Annotated in this window: 21 protein-coding genes, 1 tRNA gene and 1 pseudogene; 12 read left to right on the top strand and 11 right to left on the bottom strand. The window is 69.3% G+C overall.

The genetic code is table 11. The annotated features are described in order from the left end of the window. Positions 1-11 precede the first annotated feature (11 nt). From gyrA to GSE44_RS21025, 6 genes are all read left to right on the top strand, one after another. On the top strand, positions 12-2768 hold the full coding sequence (gyrA, locus tag GSE44_RS21000; RefSeq protein WP_268893678.1) for a DNA gyrase subunit A: 2757 nt from the start codon (positions 12-14) through the stop codon (positions 2766-2768). Further along, the gene (gene coaD / locus GSE44_RS21005; protein WP_159350790.1) at positions 2761-3267 is read left to right on the top strand and encodes a pantetheine-phosphate adenylyltransferase; all 507 of its coding nucleotides are present in this window, start codon (positions 2761-2763) and stop codon (positions 3265-3267) included. Before gyrA ends, coaD begins: the two co-directional genes overlap by 8 nt. A gap of 148 nt (positions 3268-3415) precedes the next feature. Then, positions 3416-3934 carry a peptidylprolyl isomerase gene (locus GSE44_RS21010; RefSeq protein WP_235925015.1) on the top strand — a complete coding sequence of 173 codons (519 nt, stop codon included), beginning with the start codon at positions 3416-3418 and terminating at the stop codon, positions 3932-3934. Between the two features lie 48 nt (positions 3935-3982). After that, positions 3983-4058, top strand: a tRNA-Lys gene (locus GSE44_RS21015). A 292-nt stretch (positions 4059-4350) separates the two neighbouring features. Then, on the top strand, positions 4351-4695 hold the full coding sequence (locus tag GSE44_RS21020; protein WP_159350792.1) for a hypothetical protein: 345 nt from the start codon (positions 4351-4353) through the stop codon (positions 4693-4695). A gap of 158 nt (positions 4696-4853) precedes the next feature. After that, complete coding sequence (locus tag GSE44_RS21025) at positions 4854-5078, top strand: WGxxGxxG family protein (RefSeq protein ID WP_159350793.1); 225 nt, start codon at positions 4854-4856, stop codon at positions 5076-5078. Between the two features lie 53 nt (positions 5079-5131). Here the strand turns inward: GSE44_RS21025 and GSE44_RS21030 are convergent, their stop codons facing one another. The 5 genes from GSE44_RS21030 to GSE44_RS21050 all read right to left on the bottom strand — a co-directional run bounded on the left by GSE44_RS21030 (position 5132) and on the right by GSE44_RS21050 (position 11016). Then, on the bottom strand, positions 5132-5329 hold the full coding sequence (locus tag GSE44_RS21030; protein WP_159350794.1) for a hypothetical protein: 198 nt from the start codon (positions 5327-5329) through the stop codon (positions 5132-5134). Continuing rightward, positions 5326-6744, bottom strand: coding sequence for an amidase (locus GSE44_RS21035; protein WP_159350795.1), 1419 nt, complete (start codon positions 6742-6744; stop codon positions 5326-5328). Before GSE44_RS21035 ends, GSE44_RS21030 begins: the two co-directional genes overlap by 4 nt. Then, on the bottom strand, positions 6741-8363 hold the full coding sequence (locus GSE44_RS21040; RefSeq protein ID WP_201306164.1) for an ABC transporter substrate-binding protein: 1623 nt from the start codon (positions 8361-8363) through the stop codon (positions 6741-6743). The genes GSE44_RS21035 and GSE44_RS21040 overlap by 4 nt, the downstream gene beginning before the upstream one ends. A 113-nt stretch (positions 8364-8476) precedes the next feature. After that, positions 8477-10243 carry a chloride channel protein gene (locus tag GSE44_RS21045; RefSeq protein WP_159350796.1) on the bottom strand — a complete coding sequence of 589 codons (1767 nt, stop codon included), beginning with the start codon at positions 10241-10243 and terminating at the stop codon, positions 8477-8479. Then, positions 10240-11016, bottom strand: coding sequence for a sulfite exporter TauE/SafE family protein (locus GSE44_RS21050; RefSeq protein WP_159350797.1), 777 nt, complete (start codon positions 11014-11016; stop codon positions 10240-10242). The genes GSE44_RS21045 and GSE44_RS21050 overlap by 4 nt, the downstream gene beginning before the upstream one ends. Positions 11017-11187: 171 nt before the next feature. Between GSE44_RS21050 and GSE44_RS21055 the strand changes: the two genes are divergently transcribed. From GSE44_RS21055 to msrP, 4 genes are all read left to right on the top strand, one after another. Then, positions 11188-12294, top strand: coding sequence for a glycosyltransferase (locus GSE44_RS21055; protein ID WP_159350798.1), 1107 nt, complete (start codon positions 11188-11190; stop codon positions 12292-12294). Next, on the top strand, positions 12249-13733 hold the full coding sequence (locus tag GSE44_RS21060) for a glycosyltransferase family 39 protein (RefSeq protein WP_235925017.1): 1485 nt from the start codon (positions 12249-12251) through the stop codon (positions 13731-13733). The genes GSE44_RS21055 and GSE44_RS21060 overlap by 46 nt, the downstream gene beginning before the upstream one ends. 97 nt (positions 13734-13830) lie before the next feature. Continuing rightward, positions 13831-14820, top strand: a complete 990-nt coding sequence (locus GSE44_RS21065) for a Bug family tripartite tricarboxylate transporter substrate binding protein (RefSeq protein WP_159350799.1) — start codon at positions 13831-13833, stop codon at positions 14818-14820. Positions 14821-14882: 62 nt separating this feature from the next. Continuing rightward, complete coding sequence (gene msrP, locus GSE44_RS21070; protein WP_159350800.1) at positions 14883-15818, top strand: protein-methionine-sulfoxide reductase catalytic subunit MsrP; 936 nt, start codon at positions 14883-14885, stop codon at positions 15816-15818. A 312-nt stretch (positions 15819-16130) separates the two neighbouring features. Here the strand turns inward: msrP and GSE44_RS21075 are convergent, their stop codons facing one another. The 6 genes from GSE44_RS21075 to recG form a co-directional block, all read right to left on the bottom strand. Continuing rightward, a complete protein-coding gene (locus tag GSE44_RS21075) occupies positions 16131-16565 on the bottom strand; it encodes an NUDIX hydrolase (RefSeq protein WP_235925018.1) in 435 nt (144 codons plus the stop codon). Then, positions 16562-17569 (bottom strand): DUF4340 domain-containing protein, encoded by a 1008-nt coding sequence (locus GSE44_RS21080; protein ID WP_235925020.1) that lies wholly within the window; start codon positions 17567-17569, stop codon positions 16562-16564. Before GSE44_RS21080 ends, GSE44_RS21075 begins: the two co-directional genes overlap by 4 nt. A gap of 4 nt (positions 17570-17573) precedes the next feature. Continuing rightward, on the bottom strand, positions 17574-19508 hold the full coding sequence (locus tag GSE44_RS21085) for a GldG family protein (protein ID WP_235925022.1): 1935 nt from the start codon (positions 19506-19508) through the stop codon (positions 17574-17576). A 3-nt stretch (positions 19509-19511) separates the two neighbouring features. After that, positions 19512-20243, bottom strand: coding sequence for an ABC transporter permease (locus GSE44_RS21090; protein WP_159350802.1), 732 nt, complete (start codon positions 20241-20243; stop codon positions 19512-19514). Beyond that, positions 20243-20968, bottom strand: a complete 726-nt coding sequence (locus GSE44_RS21095) for an ABC transporter ATP-binding protein (RefSeq protein WP_235925024.1) — start codon at positions 20966-20968, stop codon at positions 20243-20245. Before GSE44_RS21095 ends, GSE44_RS21090 begins: the two co-directional genes overlap by 1 nt. 111 nt (positions 20969-21079) lie before the next feature. Continuing rightward, positions 21080-23155, bottom strand: coding sequence for an ATP-dependent DNA helicase RecG (gene recG / locus GSE44_RS21100; protein WP_159350804.1), 2076 nt, complete (start codon positions 23153-23155; stop codon positions 21080-21082). Between the two features lie 58 nt (positions 23156-23213). Between recG and GSE44_RS21105 the strand changes: the two genes are divergently transcribed. Beyond that, positions 23214-23519, top strand: a complete 306-nt coding sequence (locus tag GSE44_RS21105; RefSeq protein ID WP_159350805.1) for an FAD assembly factor SdhE — start codon at positions 23214-23216, stop codon at positions 23517-23519. Continuing rightward, a pseudogene (locus GSE44_RS21110) lies at positions 23520-23903 on the top strand (transcription-repair coupling factor); the annotation flags it as partial. It abuts the gene before it with no gap. Positions 23904-24015: the final 112 nt, after the last annotated feature.

Here is a 24015-nt window from a genome sequence, read left to right on the forward strand (position 1 = left end):
ATAAGAATTAAGTGAGCGAGACGGAAAGCGGCGGCCCTCCCGACGAGCGGTCGCCGGACGAGACCAGGCCGGTCACCATCGAAGCGGAGATGCAGCGCTCCTACCTCGATTACGCGATGAGCGTGATCGTGGCGCGCGCGCTGCCGGATGCGCGGGACGGGCTGAAGCCCGTGCATCGCCGCATCCTCTTCGCGATGAACGAGAACGGGTTCACGGCCGACAAGCCCTACAAGAAGTCGGCCCGCGTGGTCGGCGACGTGATGGGTAAGTATCACCCCCACGGCGACAGCGCGATCTACGACGCCATGGTTCGCATGGCGCAGCCCTTCTCCATGCGCGTGCCGCTGATCGACGGCCAGGGCAACTTCGGCAGCATGGACGGCGATCCCGCCGCGGCGATGCGCTACACCGAGGCGCGGCTGGCGAAGTCGGCCACGGCGCTGCTTGCCGGGATCGACGAGGACACGGTCGATTTCCAGCCGAATTACGACGAGAGCGCGGAAGAGCCGCGCGTCCTGCCGGCGGCTTATCCGAACCTGCTCGTCAACGGCTCGAACGGCATCGCCGTCGGCATGGCCACGAACATCCCCCCGCACAACCCGGGTGAGGTGATCGACGCGACGCTGGCGATGATCGCCGATCCCGAGGTGTCGCTGGAACGGCTGATGGAGATCATGCCGGGGCCTGACTTCCCGACGGGCGGGCTGATCCTTGGACGCGCCGGCATCCGCTCGGCCTTCGAGACCGGGCGTGGCTCCATCCCGGTGCGTGCGCGCTGCGAGATCGAGGATATCCGTGGTGGCCGCTCGGCCATTATCGTCTCCGAAGTGCCCTATCAGGTGAACAAGGCGACGCTGATTGAGCGCATCGCCGAGCTGGCGCGCGCCAAGCAGGTGGAGGGCATCTCCGACCTGCGGGACGAGAGCGACCGCGACGGCATGCGGATCGTCATCGAGATCAAGAAGGACGCGACGGCGGAGGTGGTGCTGAACCAGCTCTACCGCTTCACGAACCTGCAGACATCCTTCCCGGTGAACTTCCTCGCGCTGGATGACGGTACGCCCCGCCAGATGGGGCTGCGCGACGCCCTGCAGGTCTTCATCCGCTTCCGCGAGGAGGTGATCAGCCGCCGCAGCCGCTTCCGGTTGAACAAGGCGCGCGACCGCGGGCACATCCTGATCGGTTTGGCCCTGGCAGTTGCGAATATCGATGAGGTGATCCGCATCATCCGCGCCAGCCCCGACGCCGCCACAGCGCGCGAGGCGCTGATGGCGACGGAATGGCCCGCGGGCGACATTGGCACCCTGCTGGCGCTGGTGGATGACGCCGGCAACATCGTGGCCGACGACAAGGTGCGCCTGACCGAAGCGCAGGCCCGCGGCATCCTGGAGCTGACGCTTCGCCGCCTGACCGGGCTTGAACGCGAGAAGATCCAGCAGGAGCTGGACGAGATCGCGGCCAGCATCCGCGAGCTGCTTGAGATCCTGTCCTCCCGCCCGCGCCGGTTGGAGCTGATGGCGCAGGAGCTGGCGGAGGTGCGCGCGCAGATCGCGACCAAGCGCCTGACCGACATCCTGGACAATGTGGCCGACCAGGACGACGAAAGCCTGATCGAGCCGGGCCTGATGGTCGTGACGCTGACCCGCGATGGCTATGTGAAGCGCACTCCGCTGGAGACCTTCCGCGCCCAGAACCGCGGCGGGCGCGGCCGCAGCGCGGCGGGTACGCGGGAGGACGATGTCGTCATCCGCAGCTTCAACGCGCATACGCATCAGCACGTGCTGTTCTTCACCAGCCGCGGCATCGCCTTCCGCGAGAAGGTGTGGCGCCTGCCGGAAGCCGGGCCGACGGCGCGCGGGCGCTCGCTGCGGCAGCTGCTGCAGCTGCAGGATGGCGAGACGGTCACGGCCGTGCTGCCGCTGCCGCAGGACGAGAGCCTGTGGGAGAACCTGCATCTCGTCTTCGCGACGGAATGCGGCAATGTCCGGCGCAACAAGCTGTCCGACTTCCGCAATGTCCGCGCCGCCGGCCTCATCGCCATGAAGCTGGACGAGGGCGACAGCCTGGTGGGTGTGCAGACCTGCCGCGAGGGCGACGACATCCTGCTGGCGACCCGACTCGGCCGCGCCATCCGCTTCACGGCAGAAGAGGGGGTGCTGCGCGTCTTCGCGGGCCGCGACTCCACTGGCGTGCGCGGCATTAGGCTGGTGGGCAAGGGCGATGCGGTGATCGCGCTCTCTGTCCTGCGCAATGTCCCGGCCACGCCGGGCGAGCGCGCAGCCTATATGAAGCTCGCTGCCGCGAAGCGCCGCACCCAGAGCGAGAATGGGGGCGAGAACGGCGACGAGACATCTGAAGCGCCAGCCGCCGAGGACGGCGAGGAAGCCGCCGAGGAGGTGGCGCTGAGCGCGGAGCGTGCGGAGGAGATGGAGCGGGCCGAGGAAATCCTGCTCGTCGTCACCGATGCCGGCTTCGGCAAGCGTAGCTCGGCCTACGAGTACCGCCGCAGCGGCCGGGGCGGGCAGGGGATCGCGAGCATCGGGCTCGGCGGCCGCAAGGGCCGGGCGGTGGTCGCCACCTTCCCGGTGCGGCCGGGCGACGACGTGATGCTGGTGACCGATGGTGGTCGCCTGATACGGCTTCCAGCCGATCAGGTGCGCATCATGGGCCGCCAGGCCACGGGCGTGACTCTGTTCCGGCTGGACCAGGACGAGCGGGTGACCTCCTGCTTCCCCGTCGTTGATGACGGAAGCGCCATCGATGCCTGAGCGGATCGGGGTTTATCCGGGTACCTTCGACCCGGTGACGAACGGGCATCTGGACGTGATCCAGCGGGCGGCTCGCCTACTGGATCGGTTGGTGATCGGCGTTGCCACCAATGCCGGAAAGGGCCCGATCTTCCCGATCGAGGAGCGGGTCGAGCTGGTCCGTGCGGAAACGGATGCAATTGCCGCCGAGACCGGCGCCGTGATCGAGGTGGCGCCTTTCGAGGGGCTGCTGGTGACGCTGGCGCGGCAGCACAAGGCCGGGATGATCGTCCGCGGCCTGCGGGCGGTGTCGGACTTCGACTACGAGATCCAGATGGCGGGCATGAACCGCCGCCTGGACTCGGGCGTTGAGACCGTCTTCCTCATGGCGAGCGAGAGGAACCAGTTCATTTCTTCGCGCTTCGTGAAGGAGATCGCGCAGCTGGGGGGAGACATTTCCAGCTTCGTGCCTCAATTGACGCTCGAGCGCACGCTCGCCCGCGTCCGCCCCAAGGTCTGAATCGGCCAGCGGGCAGTCGCCACCGGCACGCGATCGTCCCGGGCCACGCGGGCCGGGACGCGAATCGTGTGCCAAGAACCGGGAGTCATCCGCCATGCGGCGCCGGACCCTTCTCTCCACATCGATCGCGACCGCCACGGGAGTCATGATGAGCGACGCCACCACCAACGAGGCTGAGGCCCAGGCCAATCCCGAGAACACCCTCTACCTGGACCTGAAGGACGGGCGGGTGACCATCGAGCTGCGCCCCGACCTTGCGCCAAAGCATGTGGAGCGCATCAAGGCGCTCTCCTCCCAGGGCTTCTACGACAACACCCCCTTCCACCGGGTGATCGAGGGCTTCATGGCCCAGGGTGGCGACCCGACCGGCACCGGCACGGGCGGCAGCCAGCTGCCAGACCTGCCCGCCGAGTTCTCCCCGCCGGCCAAGGCCCGCTTCCTGCGCGGCGTCTGCGGCATGGCGCGTACCCAGAGCCCGAACAGCGCGAACAGCCAGTTCTTCATCATGTTCGGCCCCTATCCGAGCCTGGACGGCCAGTACACGATCTGGGGGCGGGTGACGGGCGGCATGGACCTGGTGGACAAGATCAAGCGCGGCGCCGGCAGCAGCGGCGTGGTCCAGAACCCGGACCGCATCGTGAAGATGCGTCCGGCCAGCCAAGCCTGAACCCGGCTTGACAGCAGGGGCGCGCGCTTCCCATAGGTCGGGTGGCGCGCGCCTGTAGCTCAGTCGGTAGAGCACGAGACTTTTAATCTTGGGGTCGTGGGTTCGAGCCCCACCGGGCGCACCACCACCCCCTATAGTTACTAGCCATAATTTCCGGACTTTATGGCGGCGACCGGTAACCCGGGCACTGCCGCCCGGCCATTCTTGCCGGCGGCAGGCATTCAGACCTTGTCATCCACGCCTCGCGATCCGCCCCAGTCTTTCCAGAGGCCCGCGGCGGGTGCGGCATCGTGCCGAGTGGCCTTGAAGGCACAGGAGCGAAGAGCCCTCCTGAAAAGGGAACCTCCTATCGACCGCCCACGTTTCCACCTTGGAACAAGTGCCTGCGACGGCCGGGCTGGAAAAGGGGTGGTGGGATGGGCAGGATTGTCGTCATCGGCTTCGGTGCCCACCAGTCCAGCCCGGCGGCAGCTGTGCTGGACGGGCTTCGGCAGGAGTACCTGGCCACGTCCGAGCAGCCGGTGCTGGCCCTGCGTGATGCGGATGGCAGACTGCATTTCAGGCAAAGTTCCGAACTTGCTGGTCCCCGCCACGCGTCCTGCGGCTCCTGGGAGGGTATGGTCGCGGCCTTTGCCGGGCTGATGCTTCTGGGCCCGATCTTCTACTCGTCCCGAATGCTCGCGATGGGCGCGGAGTGCACGCGCCTCTGGGCCGAAATAGGCGCAGGTTCGCAGGACGTTCGCGCCCGGCGCCGCGGGTAGTGCTTCTGCTGGCCCCCGGATGGCTCTTCGCGACGCTGCACTTCAGCAACACCATAGCCCTGGATGTCACAGGTGTACCGGCAACACCGCAACATCCGCAGCCCAGCCACGTTTGGAGCGGAGCCCGGGCAAACCGGGAAGCAACAGGAATGGACAACATGCGAAGCACACTTTGTGCGGCAGCGCTTCTCACAGCTGTCGCGGCAACACCTGTCATGGCCCAGACGGGCACGGGTACCGGAACAGGAACAACCGGAACGACGGCGCCTGCCACACGCGACGAGGGCCGCGGGAACTGGGGTTGGATCGGGCTCCTCGGCCTGGCCGGGCTCGCGCCGCTGTTCATGCGCAAGGGCCGGGATACGACGCTCGACCGTCATTGAGCGCCCGTGAGGGGCCATCGAGTGGTGGTCCCTCACTCGCCCTGCCACTGCTCCTAGCTCGTCCGCGGCAGCATCAGCACATTCGCTGGCTCGGCCGCGACCGGCAGTGGCGCCCGCACCGCCTCGGCTGCCGCATCGAGCATCGCCACAAGTTCGGCGAAGGGCTCGAGATCTTCGTCGGGCATCCGCAGGCCACGGCTGCGGAGCCGTTGTTCAATGGCAGTGCGATCAATTGGCGGCTTCCCACTCATGCCGTCACCTCCTCGAGCACCGGGCGGCGCATGCGGGTGCCGAGCGCCCGCTCCACCGCATCCCCGATGCGCAGCACCAGATGGTCCGCGAAGGGCCGCCCAGCGATTTGCAGCCCGACAGGCAAGCCCTCGGGCGAGAAGCCGTTGCAGACCGAGAGGGCAGGCCCGCCCGCCAGGTTGAAAACGCGCGCGAAGAAGGCGGGCGGCCCGTTCGGGCCGACCGTGTCCACACCCATGGGCTCGGCCGTACCTCGGGCAGTGGGGAAGACGATGGCGTCCAGCCCCTCCATCGCCTCCAGCGTGCGTGCAATCAGCACGGCACGGCGGCGCTGCGCGTGCAGGTAGTCGCTGGCCGTGATGAAGGCGCCGGAAGCAAGGCGGCGGCGGCCATAAGAGCCGTAGCGCGACGCATCCTCGGTGAGCCATGCGTCGTGGACTGCCCAGGATTCCGCCCGGGCAATGATGTTGCCCGGTGCGGCATAGTCTCCATAGGCGGGTAGGGTCACGTCGCGCAGCTCCGCACCCAGCTCGCGCATGGCCAGGATCGAGTCCTCCATGGCGGCCAGCACCGGGGGCGTGCATGGCACGTCCCGCTCGAAGAAGTGCCGCACCACGCCGATGCGAAGGCCGGAGAGGCCGTGCCGCCGGCCCTCCGCGATGGCCCCCGCGAAATCGGGGACGGGCACCTGGGCGCTGGCCGGATCCTCGGGGTCATGACCAGCCAGGACACCCATCATCAGGGCGCAGTCCTCGGCGGTCCAAGCCATCGGCCCCGCGTGGTCGAGCGACCAGGAAAGCGGCAGCACCCCTTTGCGGCTAACCAGCCCATAGGTCGGCTTGTGCCCTGCAATGCCGCACCAGGATGCGGGATTTCGGATGGAGCCTCCGGTATCGGAGCCCATGGCGCCCGGCAGCATCCCGGCCGCCACTGCAACCGCGGAGCCGGAGGAGGAGCCGGTGGGATCGAGTCTTCGGTCCCAGGGATTGCGCGCCGGAGGCCAGGGGAGGTCGAAGGAGGTACCTCCAATGGCGAATTCCCAGGTGGCGAGCTTCGCCGGGATCACTGCCCCCGCCTCGCGTAGGAGGCGCACAGTGGTCGCGTCCTCGGCCGGCACATGGTCCCGCAGCACGGCCGAATGCGCCGTGGTGCGGATGCCGGCCGTCTCATAGATGTCCTTCAGCCCGATCGGGATGCCATGCAGCGGCCCGCGGTAATTGCCGGCGGCGATCTCCGCCTCGGCCGCCCGCGCCTCGGCCATCGCGCGTTCCTCCAGCAGGAGGAGCACGCTGTTCAGCCCGCCATCCAGCGCCTTGATCCGCGCGATGCAGGATTCCAACAGATCAACCGGCGACAGGGCGCGCGAGGCGATGCGCCGCGAAAGCTTGGCAAGGCTGAGGTCGTGCAGGGCGCTCACTGGAGGTCCACCGTCGTCAGGTCCTGGAACCAGGACTGGGCCGAGACGAAGCCGCGCACGCGGCGGCTCATCGCGCGTGGGTTGAGGTCATGCACGACGTAGAGCCAGGGGGCGCCATCCACCAGGCGTTCATGCGCGCGGGTGACGGCCGCGCTCACCGCCTGCGGATCGGTGGCCGTCTCCACCTCCGTGAAGGCAGCATCGAAGGCCGGGTCGACCCAGTGGCCCGAATTGGACCCGCGTGGCGAGACATTCGCGCCAAGGAACCAGCGCGCCATCTGCGACGGATCCGAGGAGACGAGCGAGATGTTCAGCGCATCGGCGCCGAGCCAGCCGGGCTGATCCGGCGAGGCGCGGAGCCCGCCTAGCAGAGTGTTCCATTCGACAACGCGGAACTCCACCTGCACGCCGCAATGCTCGCGCAGGGATTCCTGCAGCGCCTCGTTCATCGGCTGCGGCAGCATCTGGCCGGAACCGGAGGTGGAGATGCCCACCGTCAGCCGCAGTGGGCGCTGCGGGCCGTAGCCGGCTTCGGCGAGCAGTGCCTTGCCGCGCGCGGGATCCAGCCGATAGGCGTTCTGCGGACGGCCGAAAAGCGGGTTGGACTTGTTGTAGAAGCCGACCGAGGGTTCCGCCGTGCCATTAAGCAAGGCCACGAGCCCGTCACGGTCGATGCAGTAGTTCAGTGCCTGCCGCACGCGCACATCCGCCACTGGGCTGCCAGCCTTGCCGGCGGCGAAGACCCAGGGCCAGACATGCGGGTAGGAGTTTGTCACGATGTTGAAGCCCGCCTGGCGCAGCGGCTGCACACCATCGGGGGGCGGCACCTCGATCCAGTCCACCTGGCCCGAGCGCAGCGCAGCAAGGCGCGTGTTCGCCTCCGGGATCGGCAGCAGCAGCACCCGGTCCACCTTGGCGCGGCGTGCCGTGTCCCAGTAGTTGTCGTTGCGGGAAAGCTCGACGCTTTGGCGCGGCGTGAAGCGTGTGATGCGGAAGGGGCCGGTGCCCGCCGCGCCACTCGCGGCGACCCGCCCCCAGTCGCGCCCGCCTTCCTCAAAGGACTTGGGCGAGGCGAAAAGGATGTAGACCGTGAGATAGGGGAAGTAGGAAATCGGGCGCGCCGTCTCGATCTCGACCGTCCGGTCGTCGATCTTGCGGTAGCTTGCGACGCCCGAGACGCGGCCGCGCACGATGGCGGCACCCGCCGGCTCCGCCTGCGGCGCGCCGTCGCGGAAGAAGCGGTCCAGGTTCCAGATTACGGCATCGGCGTCGAAAGTTGTGCCGTCATGAAAGCGGACGCCCTGGCGGAGGTGGAAGCGCCACTTCTTCGCATCGGACGGGTCCTGCTCCCAGCGCTCGGCAAGGCCAGGGCGGAGTTCCGCCAGAACATCGGCGCGCGAAAGATCCCAGAGGGCGAGGCTCTCGAAGACCGGATAGCCGAGGAAGCGCAGCCCTTCGTAGCCGTTGTTCGGCATGCCGCTTGTGGTCGGCACGTCGGAGGCCGTCATGGCGATCCGCAGCACCTTGCCGGCGGACGGCGCCGGCTGTGCGCCCAAGGGCTTCGAGGCCAGCAGTCCCATGACCATCAGGCCGGCAACGAGGAATCGTGTGGTGCTCACGTCGGATCGTCCTCCACGGGCGCGGCCGCGAGGTGCGGCGGCGGATAGGAACGGCCGGGAGCAAGCGCCGTGCCCCGGGAACGGGAGCCCTGAGACCGAAGGAGCGGTCCGCCTCAGGCGAGGCCGACCTCCTCCTGGCGCCGCTTGTCCAGTTCCTCGCCATAGCGCCGCAGGACATGGCTGGCCGTCAACATTCCGATGACCCTCCGGCCTTCTGCGTTGTCGATCACGGCGAGCGCTTCCGTCTCAGCCATGTCGAAGGCCGCCATGGCTTCCTTGGCGTTCATGGCGGGAAGCAGCGCGCCGTCCGGATGGCGCAGCAGTGCCGCGATCGCCTCCACCTCCGGCCCAGCGGCATGCGCCTCGGGCACGATCACCATTCCCGCATAGCGCCCGGACTCGTCGAGGACGATCACCCGCTCCGTGGAGCCGAGCGGGAAGTCGCGGCGGAAGACGTTGAGCGACGTGTCGGCCCGCACCGTGCGGACGTCGCGGCGCATGAGCCGGCCGACGGTGAGCTCCCGCAGCCAGCCCACGTCATGGGCCGAACGGATGGCTTCGCCGCGCAGATGGAAGCGCCAGGTGGCGAAGGAGTAGCCAAAGAGGCGCCGCACCGTCATGCCGGAGATGGCGACCGCCGCGAGCACGGCGCTCGCCACTTGAAAGCTGCCCGTGCTCTCCAGCGCCAGGAAGGTCATGGCCAGCGGCGCGCCGATGACCGCGGTGCCGAAGGCGCTCATGCCCACCACGGCGAGGAAGAGGGGATCCACCAACCCCATTCCCAGCATCCCCAGGCTGGCCGCAAAGACCTTGCCCAACAGGGCGCCGAGCAGCAGCGAGGCGAAGAACAGCCCGCCGCGGAACCCGGCTGCGAGCGAGATGGCCGAGGCCACCGCCTTCAGCAGCAGGAGCAGCAGTGCCGCCTGCGCCGCGCCCTCGGTGTTGAAGGCGAGATGGAGCGCGCCATGTCCGGCTGAGAGCACGCCGGCCGATTGCATCGCCAGGAGGCCGACCGCCAGTCCCCCGAGGGCCGGGCGCAGGCAGGACCAGGGCATGAGCCGCTTGATCCCGGCCTCGATGGTGCCGACGCCCCGCATGAGGGCGATGGCCGCCAGGGCGCAGAGCAGGCTGAGCAGAAGCGCCAGCACGTAGCCCTGAAAATCCGGTGGCGCGACGCCGCCCGGTTCCACCAGATAGGTCTGCCCATGCAACGCGCGGGCGACCAGCGTGGCGGCGACTGCGCTCGCGACCACCGGCGCCAGGCTGGCGATGGCATAGGTGCCAATCACCAGCTCAAAGGCATAGAAGGCGCCGGTCAGCGGCGCGTCGAAGGCGGCCGCGATGGCGCCGGCCGCGCCGCAACCCACCAGCACCCGCAGGTCACCCCGCCGGAGGCCGAACAGGATCCCGATCCGCGAGGCCACCCCGCCGGCGACCTGGGTGTAGCCTGCCTCCAGCCCGACCGAAGCGCCGAAGCCGTTTGAGATGAGGTTCTGCCCGGCCACCACCGCCCCATCCTGCAGCGCCATGCGCCCGCCATGCAGGGCATTCGCCTCGATCGGGTCAACCGGGGTTCGCCGGTGCCAGCGTGCGAGGGCGAAGTTGACGAGGCCGAGCAGGAGGCCGCCCGCGGCCGGGAGCAGGAGGACCCGGAGGGGATCGACATTCCGGATGGCGCTCAGCCCGTAGCCCAGTTCGTTCCCGAAGAGCGCCATGTGCATCGCCAGGGCCACACCGCTCATCGCCGCGGCGAGCAGGCCGGCCAACACCCCGATGAGCGTTGCCAGGGCGACCAGCCCCGGCTCGGTTCCGCGCACCCACCCGCGGATCACGCCGAGACGGCGGATGAGGTGCCGGTATGGGGGTGGAACGGCGTTCATGGCCCGCCGAACAGCCCCGACAGCCCACGCGCCGCCGTGACCACCGCGACGACGGCAAGCGTGGCGAGGGATATTCCACGATGCGCGCCGCCGGCGCGGCGGAACAGGGCGGCGCCGATCCGGGAGCCGCCGAGCATCAGCGGCATTCCGGCGAGCACCAGCAGCAGCTCCCGCCCGCCCACTGCGCCGATGAGGACGAGGCTGGTGAAGGAAAGGGTGGAGGCGAAGAGGAAGAAGACCATCAGCGAGGCCCGCACCTGCACGGTCGAAAGTGGCGTGGCCAGGTAATAAGCGAGGGCCGGCGGGCCCGGCATGGCCGCAAGCCCGTTGAAGAGGCCGGCGAGCGCGCCGGTCGCCACTGTCGCCGCGCGGCCGGGCAGGCCACGGAAGCCCACCCCGGCGGCCAGGGCTGCCACGGCCACGCCGCAGGCCGCGGCCAGGACCAGCCGCGCGATGTCGGGCGGCAGCCAGGCAAGCAGGAGTGTGCCGAGCGGGGAGGCAAGCAGCGCACCCGCCGCCAGCCAGCGCACCGAGCTCCAGTGGCAGTGCGGCGCCACGCTTCGCACATCCATGAGCCCGCCGAGAAGTTGCAATCCCGCCGAAACAGCCACCGCCAGCAAGGGGGGTAGGGCGAGGCTGAGCAGGGGCACGGCGATTACCGCGAATCCGAAACCGGTAAAGCCCCGGAAGACGGCGGAGAAGGCGACGATGGCGACGGCGGGGCCCAGCATGGCCAGGGAAGGCATGTCCAGCGCGAGGAGACTGTCGGGCATCCATGGCTCCGCCGGGGAAAGCGGATGCGCTACGCCGATCCTCCCGGCCGTGGAAGGGGAGGGCCGCCTTTCGCCCCCCTTCCTGCCGGGGGCGGCGCGGGTTAAGCCGCCGCCGTGCCGGCCCAACCCACCCCCGCCGAACCGACCGCCATGCCGCCAGACGGGCGACCGATGGCGCTGCCCGCGGCACTCCCCGCCGAGCTGACGGTGATCGTGCCCTGCTACAACGAGGCGGCGAATGTCGCCCCAATGGTGAAGCGGCTCGATGCCGCGCTGCAGGGGATCGCTTGGGAGGTCGTCTTCGTTGACGATGACAGCCCGGACGGCACCACCGCCCGCGTGCGGCAGATCGCGGCCCGGGATCCACGGGTGCGGGGGCTTCGGCGGATCGGGCGGAGGGGCCTGGCTTCGGCCGTGACGGAGGGCGCGCTCTCCTCCTCGGCCGCCTATGTCGCCGTGATCGACGGCGACCTGCAGCACGACGAAACCATCCTGCCGGCGATGCTGGAGGCAGTGCGCGGCGGGGCGGAGGTGGCGGTAGGCAGCCGACATGTCGAGGGCGGCGACGCCACGAACGGCTTCTCCGCCGCCCGCGCGGCCGTGAGCGACGCGGGCACCCGGATGGCCGCGCTTCTCCTGTCGACTCCGGTGCGCGACCCGATGAGCGGCTTCTTCCTGATGCCGCGGATCCTGTTCGAGGCGGTCGCGCCGCGGCTTTCCGCCCGCGGCTTCAAGATCCTGCTGGATGTGCTGCTCTCGGCCGGGCGGCCGCTGCGCGTGGCGGAGGTGCCCTATCGCTTCCAGCCGCGACTTGCGGGCGAGTCGAAGCTCGACACCACCGTGCTGCTCGAATTCCTCGGGTTGCTGCTGGACAAGGCACTCGGCGGTTGGCTGCCTCTGCGCTTTCTTGCCTTTGCCGCCGTGGGTGGCATCGGCATCCTGGTGCATCTGGCGGTGCTTGGCCTCGCCTCCCGCCTGCCGGACGTGCATTTCGTGACCGCGCAATGGGCGGCCACCTTCGCAGCGATGACTGTGAACTTCCTGCTGAACAACCGCATCACCTATCGCGACATGCGGTTGCGCGGCGGGCGGCTCGCGCGCGGGCTGATCCTGTTCTACGTCGTCTGCGGCATCGGGGCGGCGGCGAATGTCGGCGTTGCGGGGCTGCTGGTGCGGGAAGGGCTGGCCGGCTGGGGCCTGGCGGGCGCAGCCGGGGCGCTGATGACAGTGGTGTGGAACTACGCCGTCTCCTCCACTTTGGTCTGGCGCGGCCGGTGAATCCGCGGCTCGCGAATCCCTGGCTCCTTGCCCTGCTGCTGCTGACGGCGCTCCGCCTCGGCGCGGCGGCCTTGCTGCCGCTGACGCCGGACGAGGCCTATTACTGGGTCTGGGGGAGGAACCTTCAGCCCGGCTATCTCGACCATCCGCCAATGGTGGCGCTGTGGATCGCGGCGGGGACGGCGCTGGCGGGGGATGGTGCCTTTGGTATCCGGTTGCTCGGGCCTATCGGCTTGGCCTTCGCCTCGCTGGCTGTGGCAGGGGCTGGGGATGCGCTGATGCCGCGGCTTCGGCCTGGCCGCTGGGCGGCGCTGCTGCTGAATGCCATGCCGCTGACCAATGCGGGCGCGGTGCTGATGACGCCGGACACGCCGCTTTTCGTCTTCTGGTGCCTTGCCCTCTGGGCGGTGGCGCGGCTGCATGCATCAGGACGGGGCTGGTGGTGGCTAGCTGTTGGTGTCCTGGCCGGATGCGCGCTGCTCTCGAAATATACGGCGGCGCTTTTCGGCGCCGGGCTGGTTCTCTGGCTGCTGGTGGACCCCGCCGCGCGCCGCTGGTGGCGTGATTGGCGACTCTTTGCTGGTGGGGCACTGGCGGCGCTCGTCTTCCTGCCGGTGGTCGCCTGGAACGCCGGGCATGGTTGGGCCTCCTTCGCCAAGCAGGGCGGTCGCGCCGGTGCGGGCGACGATGTGGAGTTGCGCTTCCTGGGGGAGCTGGTGGGCGGGCAGTTGGCCCTTGCCTCGCCAGTGCTGCTGGTGCTCTGCGCAGGCGGCGCGGGACTGGCAGCGCTGGCCTGGGCGCGGCGATCGGACTCGGCGGCCGGGCTGCTCGCGGCGCTGACACTTCCGGCAGCGCTCCTTTTCGTCTGGCAGGCGACCGGAAGCCGGGTGCAGGGGAACTGGCCGGCGGTGCTCTATCCGGCAGCCTGCATCGCGGCGGCGGCCTTCACGGCGATGCGCTGGCAGAGGATCGGCGCCGCCATCGGCGCGGGCATGACGCTCATCGTCTTTCTGCAGGCGGGGTTCGCGCCGCTGCCCCTGCCGCGCTCCCTCGATATCACCCTTGCGCGGCTCGGCGGCTGGAATGCGCTGGCACGGGAGGCCGAGGCAGCACGCATCCGGGAAGGAGCCAGCTTCATCGCGGCCGAGGAATACGGGCTGGCCGCCGAGTTGGCCCTGCACCTGCCGCCGGGCGTCACGGTGATCGGAATCAGCGACCGCTGGGATCTCTTTACCCTGCCGGAACCCGCGCTCGGCCAGCGCGGCCTGATGTTGCGCAGCCTGCGGCGGGGGGAGGGTCCGTCGCTCTGGCCAGGAGCCGAGCCGGCTGGCGAGATCGTGCGCTCGCGGGGCGGGGTGGAAGCCGAGCGCTATCGGGTGTTCCACGTGCAGACACCCGCTGAGAACCAACCCTCCGCGGTCCTGCCCCGGCCGCGATAGCCTGTGGCCCGGCTGGCCAAATGGGCAGCCACGCTGGCACACTTTCTCCGTCCGCCCCGCCTACCTGGCAGAAGGGCGATGATGGAGGATTTCGCCTATGCGCCGCCGCGCCCTGCTTGCTGCCGCTACCCTTGCCCCGGCCCTTCCGGCCTTCGCCCAAGGCGGGAGCTGGGTGGCGGACCGGCCAGTTTCCCTCGTGGTCCCCTTCCTGGCCGGCGGTTCCACCGACATCGCTGGGCGCGTGCTGGCGGAGCGGATGGCACCGCATCTCGGCCCGAACGCGCGCATGATCGTGGAGAACCGCGCGGGGGCGGGCGGTGCGGTGGGCAGCGAATGGGTGCGTCAGCGCCCGGCCGATGGCTACACCCTGCTTCTGGGTACTGCCTCCTCCCATGCAACCAATCCGGCGGCGCTTCCCTCGCAGATGCCCTATGACCCGGTTGGGGATTTCACACCGATTGCGGTGGTCGGGGGCGGGCCGCTCGTGGTTGTGGTGCCGGCTGCCTCACCGCACCGGACGATCGCAGATCTCGTCGCCGCCGTGCGCGCGCGGCCGGGGGCACTGTCCTGGGCCACCTCCGGCGTGGGCGGCGTCGGGCACCTGACAGGCGAATACCTGAAAATCGAGGTGGGGCGGATGGAGGCGGAGCATGTGCCCTATCGCGGCGGCTCCGCCGTGATGGAGGCCCTGGCCAAGGGCGAGGTGGCCTATTCCTTCGAGGTGCTTGCCTCCTCCGCGCCGCATCTGCGGGACGGGCTGTCGCGCGGCCTGGCGGTGACCTCCAAGGAGCGCCACCCGCTCTTCCCCAATATGCCGACTCTCCACGAAACAGTCGCGCCGGGCTTCGACGTCACTACCTGGAACGTGCTGCTGGCGCCCCGCGGCCTGCCGGCGCCGGTGCTGGCGGCGCTGAACGCGGCCGCTAATGCAGCGCTTGCGGAAGGGCCGGTGCGAGAGCGGCTGGCGGCTGCCGGCGTCGATCCGTCTCCCGCCACCACGCCTGAGGCGACACGGGCTTTCCTGCACGGAGAGCTGGCGAAGTTCCGCGGCATTGTGCAGCGCGCGGAATTGCGGCTGGGGCGGTGAGGGGACGGGCTTGAATCGCGCCCCAGGCGCACGAGTTGCCAGAGACGTCCTCGGAGGCCGACATGCTGATCCGTATTCGCCGCGGCTGGGAATTGCCGGAGAGCGCAGCAACGCCGGAATCGGCCGTGATGGGCCGACGGGCTGCGCTGGGGGCCGGGGCGATCCTGGCCGCCGGCGCCCTGGCGCCGCCAGCCTTCGCGCAAGCGGCCGCGCCCGCCATGCGCAACACGCGCTTCCAGCCGGGGCGTGAAACGACGCCCGAGCGAGATGCAACGAACTACAACAACTACTACGAGTTCGGCAGTTCCAAGAGCGTCGCTTCGGCCGCCGCCCGGTTAAAGGTCAGCCCCTGGTCCGTCCGCTTCGACGGGCTGGTGGAACAGCCGCGCGAGCTGGCGCTGGAGGACCTGCTGAAACAGGTGAGCCTGGAGGAGCGGGTGCTGCGGCACCGCTGCGTCGAGGCCTGGGCAATGACAGTGCCCTGGACCGGCTTCCCCATGTCTGAGCTCGTGCGGCTCGCGGCGCCGAAGCCGGAAGCGAAATTTGTCGTCTTCGAGACGGCGGCGCAGCGCGACACCATGCCGGGGTTGCGCCAGTCCTGGTATCCCTGGCCCTATTCGGATGGCTGCACAATCGCGGAAGCCCGGAACGAGCTGGCCTTCATGGCAACTGGCATGTACGGCAAGCCGCTTCCGCCCCAGAACGGCGCGCCGCTTCGCGTGCTCTTCCCCTGGAAGTACGGCTTCAAGGCCTCGAAGTCCGTCGTGCGCGTCACCTTCCAGGCGGAGCAGCCAGTCGGCTACTGGGAGAAGCTCCAATCGAGCGAATACGGCTTCTGGGCGAATGTGAACCCGGAGGTGGCGCATCCGCGCTGGAGCCAGGCAAGCGAGCGCCTGCTGGGCAGCAATGAGCGGGTGCCGACACGGATCTTCAACGGCTATGGCGAATTCGTCGCCTCGCTATATGCCGGCATGGAGAACCAACGGATCTACTACTGATGCCGAAAGGCCCGCCCGGCGTCGTGGGCGGGTCCTGTCTCTGGAACTTGACGTGATACTCGACGCCGCCAGTGCGGCCATTGGACTTCAAGTCGCTGTACAAGGAATCGGCCTTCTGCTTGCCGTCGCAATAGCTGGCCTGTTGCGCGGCAGAGGGATTGGCGATGGCGACGACGCGGCGAAGGCAGCCAGGGGCTTGGTGAAGCGGTTCATCCTGATGAACCCTCATCTGCGTTTTACGTCGCGGTCCGTTACGGATCCGGTGCAAGGGCGTGAGGGGGCAAATGCATTCCGCCAAGGCGGTTACGCCACTTATTCCGAGAGGCGGCGCCGTGCCTCGGCGATCACGCGCAGCGCTTCGTCCCACAACCCGAGGAGTTGGAGCTCATTCGGCGCGAAGAAGCGCGCCTCGGTCGCGTCGTCTCCAGGCGTCGGTTCACCGGAAACCCAGCGAGCCGCGTAGTCGATGATCGTGTAGTGGAAGCGAATTGCTCCGGTCGCGTCCCGTTGCAGCGCGTCGACGCAAGCGGCAAGGATGAGCGGCCCGACCTCAACGCCCGTTTCCTCCAGCAACTCGCGCCGCGCCGCGGCCTCGGCTGGTTCGCCGAGCATCTGCGCGCCACCGGGGATCGACCACTCGCCCTGCCGCGGCGGGCGAGCGCGGCGCACCAGCAGCACATCATCGCCGCGGAAGGCGAGACACCCGATTCCGATCCAGGGCCGGTCGGGGTATTCGCGACTGCTCAACCTTCCCGCTTCCGCAGCGTCTCGAGGCTGGGTGCGAAGGCCGGCAGCTTCCATGCGCCGACCTGATAGGCCCAGCCGCGCCAGCGGGCAGCGAGCCGCGCTGCTTCGTCGCCGCCAGTGGCCTCAAGGGTCATCCAGACATCGCCGCCGGCGCTGCGCATGCGGGCGGTGACGATGAGGTTGTCGGTGAGGATGAAGCGGCCCTCACCCGCTGGCTCGCCAGGCGCCTCTGCTGCGGTGCGGACATCGAGAAGGGTGAGCCCTTCCAGCGCGCGGCCAACCTCATCCAACGAAACGTCATCGGCTGGTGGCGCATCGCCGGGTAGGACGATGCGCAGCCGCCCGTCCGGGCCGTCCTCGCGCAGCAGCTCCACCGTATTGCCGTCGCGGACGGCGATGACGCGAAGGACCCGCTCATTGGGGATGTTGGCGATCTCGCGATCAATCCAGAGTTGGGCATCGGCATCCACGGGGATACGGCCCTCGGCGAGAAAGGACTGGTTCTCGGCAGGAAGGCGAACATAAGCGCTCTCCGGGACGCCACCCTGGGTGCGCGTGCGGCGGCGGCCGATGACCAGCTCAGCCAGCGCCACGCCGGCACCATCCAGCACGCGCAGGAGGAGGGCGGTGGAACCGGGCGCGCCGGGTTCGTCCAACCCAAGGCGGGAGAGGGATTCGGGATCGGCGGTGCGGCGCTCGGCGAGGCGCAGCTCGGTCAGCCCGACCAGCAACTCGCGCACACGCTCGCCGCGCGCGGGGTAGCCGCCCTTGGCGGGCAGGGTCCAGACATCGCCAGGGCCACGCTGGAGCGCCAGACTCTGTCCGCCCTGGCGTAGTTCGATGCGTTGCGCCGCCTGCAGCCGGCCGGCGAGGGCGGGGAAGGCGAGGGGCGCCTGGGATGGCGGCGGGGGCGCGCCGTCCTGCGGCACCAGCAGAGCGGCGGCGCCCGCCACGATAACGGCACTGCCGCCGAGAATGATGAGATGGCGTCGGTTCAGCGGCATGCCGTCACCCCCGGGCGGCCGCGCGGCGGCGGCTGCGCAGCACAGCCAAGCCGATGGCGAAGGCCGTGATCAACGCCGGAACGAGCGCGATGTTGAGGATGCGGAGCCAGGTCTCCAGCCCCTCGATCCCCTGGCGCAACTCGCGCTGCACGCTGCGGAGTTGCTGGCGCGTGCGGACGATCTCGGTACGGGCGGCATCGATCTCGGCGCGCTGCTCGGGAGTGATGACGGTCTGGGCGTTGTTGCCGCCGGGGCCTTGGCGCAGCTCGCGCAACCGGCGCTCAGTGGCCTGAAGCCGCTCCGTCAGCCCGCGCTCCGTCTGGCGATAGCGGGCCTCGGCATCGCTGCGCATGGAATCGACCAGGGTGAAGGGCCGCAGGCTCTCACCGCGGGAGCGCAGCGAGATGAGGGAGTCGCCGCCGGCCAGCGTATCCGCCAAGTTGGTCACCAGCGCACCATTGTCGCTGGTCGGCGTCGCCACCTGCTGGCCGAAGAAGTCCTGCATGCGGACCCAGAAGCGGTCCTCCAGGATGTCCGCGTCATTGCCGATGACGAGATTCGCAGGGCCATTGGTGCTCGCCATATGGGCAGGGAGGCCGTCTGCGCGTTGCACGCCTTCGGGCAGGGCCGGCGGTCCTTCGGGGAATGCCGTGTTCAGCACGCCGCGCACCCGCGCCAGCAGCATACGGCGCTGATCATCCGCCTTGAACTCGGCGAGGATTCGCGCGGGATCCGGCGTCTCGCGGACGCGCGCGGCGTCGATCAGCGCGGATTGCGGTGAGGTGGTGAGGAGTGGCGTCAGCTCGATGGCCGCGCCTTCGCGCTTCCGCAACTCGCCCGCCGAGGCGAAGGTGACCTGGGACAACTCGGCGCTGGCCACGTCGGTGCGGTTCAGGCTGTCGCCCTGGGCGCTGAACCAGGCGAGATAGTCCACGCCCTGCACGCGGTCGTTCGGCCCGGCGCGCACGCGCCAAGCGCCGCGCTGGTCCACCACCACCTTGTCCGAGGGCGCTTCGATGCCCCAGGCGTTGAACAGCCGGTCCAGGTTCGAGGAGGTGGAGGCGGGCGGGCGGCCGGTGGGGTCCGGGCGCGAGGCCTGGCTTTCGCTGTGCGGGTCCGTCAGGGCCAGCAGCTTGCCGCCGCGCATGACGAACTGGTCGATCGCGTAAAGCGTCGCGTCAGGAAGGTTCTGGGCATGGGCGACCAGCAGCACCTGCACGTCGGTGGGGATGGTCTGCGCATCCGCCGCTACGTCCTTCACGGTGAAGAACTGCCGAAGCTGCGTCATTACCTGGAAAGGCTGCCCGGCACCCGGCACGCGCATCATCATCGCGCGCGGGTCGCCATTCAGCGGCAGGGAGGAGAGCACGCCGAGCACGGGGCGCGTCGGGTTCGACAGCTCGTGCACGAGGCGCGTCAGGTCGTATTCGAGGAAGCGCTCGCGGTCCGGCTGAAAGAAGGGAATCGTGCGCTCGTCATCCAGCAGGTTCACGCCGGCAAGGCCAAAATAGACCTGCTCGCCCGCATTATCGAGCGGCACGCCCTGCAGCCCATAGGCAAGGGCGCGGTCCTCGGTCTCGGAGAAGGGCTCGGGGTCCAGGATCTCCAGCCGGATCTTGCCGTTGGAGAGGGAGACATATTCCCGCAGCATCTCCCGCACGCGGTCGGCATAGGCGCCGAAGACCGGCACGGCGGCGCCTAGGCGGCGGGAGTAGAAGAGGCGGAGGGTGATCGGGTCGCGGAGGCTGGCGATCTCATGCCGCGTGCCCTCGGACAAGGTGTAGAGGCGCTGCTCCGTCAGGTCGATGCGGGCGCGGGAGAGGAAACGGTCCGCCAGCAGGTTGACGCCAACCGCCAGGGCGACGACGGCGAGGAGGACGCCGATGGAAAGCCAGGTGCCGCGGCTGCGCGGCTTGGGAAGCATGGTCACGTCGCTCACGGTTCAGTCCGCCTTCCGCAGGTCGACGGCGATGGCATTGGCGAAAAGCCAAACGCCGATGAAGCTGGCGAAGAAAATCACGTCGCGCAGGGAGATCACGCCACGCGAAAATGCGGCCAGCCGGTCAGTGACGGAAATGCCGCGCGCGACCTCAGCCATCACCGGCAGGTTGCGGCTGAGGAATTCGGTGACGACCGGCGATCCGGCCGCAGCGAAGAGGAAGCAGACGGCGACGGAGAGGACGAAGGCGATCACCTGGTTCTTCGTCAGCGCCGAGATGGCGGCGCCGATAGCGAGGTAGGAGCCAGCCACCATCAGGCAGCCGAGATAGCCAGCCGCGATCACGCCGTTGTCCGGGTCGCCCAGCACGTTGACGGTGAGGACCAGAGGGAAGGTGAGGGCCAGGGCGATGGCGCAGAAGGCCCAGGCCGCGAGGAACTTGCCCAGCACCGCCTGCCATTGTGCGATGGGCAGGGTCAGCAGCAGCTCGATCGTCCCCAGGCGCCGTTCCTCGGCCCAGAGCCGCATGGTGATGGCGGGCACGAGGAGTAGGAACAGCCAGGGTACGAAGGCGAAGAAGGGCTGCAGGTCCGCCGTAGAGCGGGCGAAGAAGCCTCCGAGTGTGAAGGTCAGGGCGCCCGACATCACCAGGAAGATGACGATGAACACATAGGCCACAGGGGTGGAGAAATAGGCCGCCAGCTCGCGCCGGGCGACAGTCATGGTACCGCCCATCAAGCGGCCTCCCGGGTCAGCTCGCGGAACACGGTGTCGAGGTCCGGTCCGCGGGCGGCGAGCTCGGCCGGCGTCGCATCCGCGATCACGCGGCCCCGCGCGATGACGATGGCGCGGGTGCAGACCGCGCCGACCTCTTCGAGGATATGGGTCGAGATGATCATGGCCTTGCTCGGCGCCATGCGCGCGATGAGATTGCGGACCTCGTGCTTCTGGTTCGGGTCGAGGCCGTCGGTCGGCTCGTCCAGAACCAGGACGGGCGGATCGTGCAGCAGCGCCTGGGCGAGGCCCACGCGGCGCTTGAAGCCCTTGGACAGCGTCTCGATGGGCTGGAGCCGCACCTCCTCCAGCGAGGTCATGCGCATGGCGTCATGCACGCGGTCCCCGGCCTCGCTGCCGCGATAGCCGCGCGCGCGGGCGGTGAAGCCGAGGAAGCCCTGCACGGTCATTTCCGGATAGGTCGGGGCGCCCTCGGGCAGGAAGCCGAGATGGCGCTTGGCGGCTACCGGGCGGTCCACCACGTCTTCGCCCATGATGCGGGCGGTGCCGGCGCTCGGCGTCACGAAGCCGGCGAGCATCTTCATCGTGGTGGACTTGCCCGCGCCGTTGGGGCCGAGGAAGCCCAGCACCTCGCCGGCGCGGACGGTGAAGGACACGTCGTCAACGGCGGTGAAGGCGCCGAAACGCTTGGTCAGGCGGTCGATCTCGATGTGAGCGGCGTCCACGGTCAAATCCCCCCCCGGGGTGAACAGATCGGGGGACCGGGCGCCCCCGCGCAGCCGGGTTACGGCGGGGATGGGGGGCGCGCAAGACCCGGGGCGGGGAAATTACAGAAGCTACCCGGCCGCGAGGGGCTTCAGGCTCAGATCGTGGTCGAAAAGGCCCAGAAGGTTGCGCGCGGCGCGGCCGCGCTCGGTCGCGACAAGCTCCGGGTCCTTCTCAAGCAGCAGCTCCGCTTCCTGATGAGCTACGCGCACTAAGCCGCCATGGCGCTGAGGGTCCGCGATTCGGCGGCCGATCTGGCCCGCCTGGCGGGTTCCCAGCGCATCGCCGCCGCCGCGAAAGTCAAGATCGGCATCGGCGATCACGAAGCCATCCTCCGTATCGCGGATGACGGCCAGGCGGCGCTTTTCCCCCTCCAGCAGCTCCGCCGATGGGAGCAGCAGGCAATAGGATTGCGCGCTGCCCCGCCCCACGCGGCCACGAAGCTGGTGGAGCGCGGAGAGGCCGAAGCGCTCGGCCTGTTCGATGATCATGATGGTTGCCTCAGGCACGTCCACGCCCACCTCCACCACCGTGGTGGCGACCAGGAGTTGCGCGCGGCCGGCGGCGAAGTCGCCCAGGGCCGCCTCGCGGACGTCCAGGCTCTGCGCGCCATGGGCGAGGCGGACGGTTTCGCCGAACACCTCCTTCAGCTGCGCGAAGGTGGTCTCGGCGGCCACATTGTCGTGGGCCTCGCCATCCTCGATGGCACGCACCACCCAATAGGCCCGGTTGCCACTGGCGAAGGCGCGGCGAAGAGCGGCCAGCACCTCCTCCCGGCGGTCCCGGCTGACGATTCGCGTGACAATGGGCTTGCGACCCGCCGGCCGGCCTTCCAGCCGGGAGACAGCCATCTCGCCCCACTGGGTGAGAAGCAGGGTGCGGGGGATGGGGGTGGCCGTCATCACCAGCACATCTGTCTCGGTGCCCTTCTCGGTGAGCATCAGGCGCTGGGCGACGCCGAAGCGGTGCTGCTCATCTACCACCACCAAGGCGAGGTCGCGGAACTGGACGCCCTCCTGGAACAGGGCATGGGTGCCGACGGCCAGGGAGAGGGACCCGTCGGCCAACCGTCGCAGCACCCGGGAACGTTCCTTGCCCTTCACGCTGCCGGCGAGCAGGGCGCATTCCACCCCGGCCGCCCCGGCCAGGCGCTGGAAGGTGCGGAGGTGCTGACGGGCCAGCATTTCGGTGGGCGCCATGATGGCGGCCTGTGCCCCGGCCTCTACGGCGCGAAGCATGGCCATGAGCGCCACCAGCGTCTTGCCGCTGCCGACATCCCCCTGGAGCAGGCGGAGCATCCGCCGAGGGGCCGCGAGGTCCGCATCGATTTCGGCGATGGCCTGGCGCTGGGCGGGGGTGGGCTCATGGCCGAAGGCGGCCAGGGCGCGCTCCCGCAGAGCGCCGTCGGCCTGGAGAGATCGCCCAGGCCGCTCCAGCACCGCACGTCGGACCAGGCCGATGGCGATCTGGCCGGCCAGCAATTCGTCATAGGCCAGGCGGTCGGTTGCCTCGGGAGGCGGGAGGGCTTCCGGGACCTGCAGGCAGCGCAGCGCCTCCGCGAAGCCTGGCCAGCGGCGGCGGCGGAGATGGGTGGGGTCCTGCCATTCGGGCATGGGGGCCAGGCGAGCCAGGGCGGCGCCCATGGCCTTCTGGACGTCCTTCGGCCCCAGCCCCTTCACCAGTGGCCAGACCGGTTGGATGGCGGGGATGATGTCAGGCGGGGACACGAATTCGGGCGCGTCCATCTGCCAGCGCGGACCATAGCGGCGGACCCGGCCGGACACGGTGCGCGCGGCGCCTTCGGGGAAGGTGCGGTGCAGCCAGGGGCCGACCCAGCGGGCGCGGAGGAAATAGACCAGGTCGAGCATCGAGCGCTCGCTCAGGCATTTCACCACCCAGGGCTGCGACGGGTTCCGGGGGGCGACAACCGCCTCCACCAGCAGGGGCACGGTGGCGACGTCTCCATCGGCGGCATCCGCCAGCCGGGTGACGCGCCTGCGGTCCACATATCGCTCCGGCAGGTGAAACAGCAGGTCGAGCACGCGCGGCCCGGCGGCGTCGGCCAGATGGCGCGCCTTGCCCGCAGCCTCCGGAAGGCTGTCGATTGGCGAAAGGAGGGGGAGGAGATAGTCGGGCTGGGCTGGCATGATTCGGCGTGGGGGTTATATGGCACCGCACGAACGAATACCGAACGGGCCCCGCGCGATGGATAACCAACCGGACGAACTTTCCCCTCGGCGGCGGCGTTTGCTCTTCCGGGCGCGTCATCGCGGCACGAAGGAGACAGACCTGCTGGTTGGAGGCTTCGTCTCGGACAGGATTGAGACCTTCTCCGAGCAGGAGTTGGACGAGGTTGAGGAAATCCTGGAACTGCCCGATGTCGACCTGGCGGACTGGCTCTCCGGCCGCCGCACCGTGCCGGGGGAGCTGCAATCCCCCATGATGCTGCGCCTGCTGGAGGCCAGCGCGGTCCCGGGCGCGGGGCTTCCCCAAGACATGCGGAAATCCTGAATGGCCCTGGTGAAGAGTCGCGGTCTGGACGTCTACGGCGCGCCCGAGGGATATGACGGGCTGCTGCTGGCCCGCCGGCGGGCGGAGGGATCGGAAGGCGTCCTGCATGTCTGCCGGGACGACGCCCGGATGCAGCGCATGGCTGATGCCCTGGCCTTCCTGGCCCCCGACGCCGAGGTCCTGACCTTCCCGGCCTGGGACTGCCTTCCCTACGACCGCGTCTCGCCCAATCCCGAAATCATCGCCGAGCGCGTGGCGACCCTGACCCGGCTGATGGAGACCGCCAGTCGCCCGCGCATCGTGCTGACCACGGTCAATGCGCTGGTGCAGAAGGTGCCGCCGCGCGCGGTCTTCGCCGGGGCAACCATGGGTAACGTCCGCGGAGGTGGTGGAAAATCCGGTTTCGGCCGGGATTTAGGGCTTGGGTGGCCATCGGACCTGGCGGCTAGGGTGGAGTTGCGACGCTCCCACCCCTGACCGGCCGAGGACCCGATGA

Source organism: Muricoccus harenae (genome assembly GCF_009848505.1).
GTDB lineage: Bacteria > Pseudomonadota > Alphaproteobacteria > Acetobacterales > Acetobacteraceae > Roseomonas > Roseomonas harenae.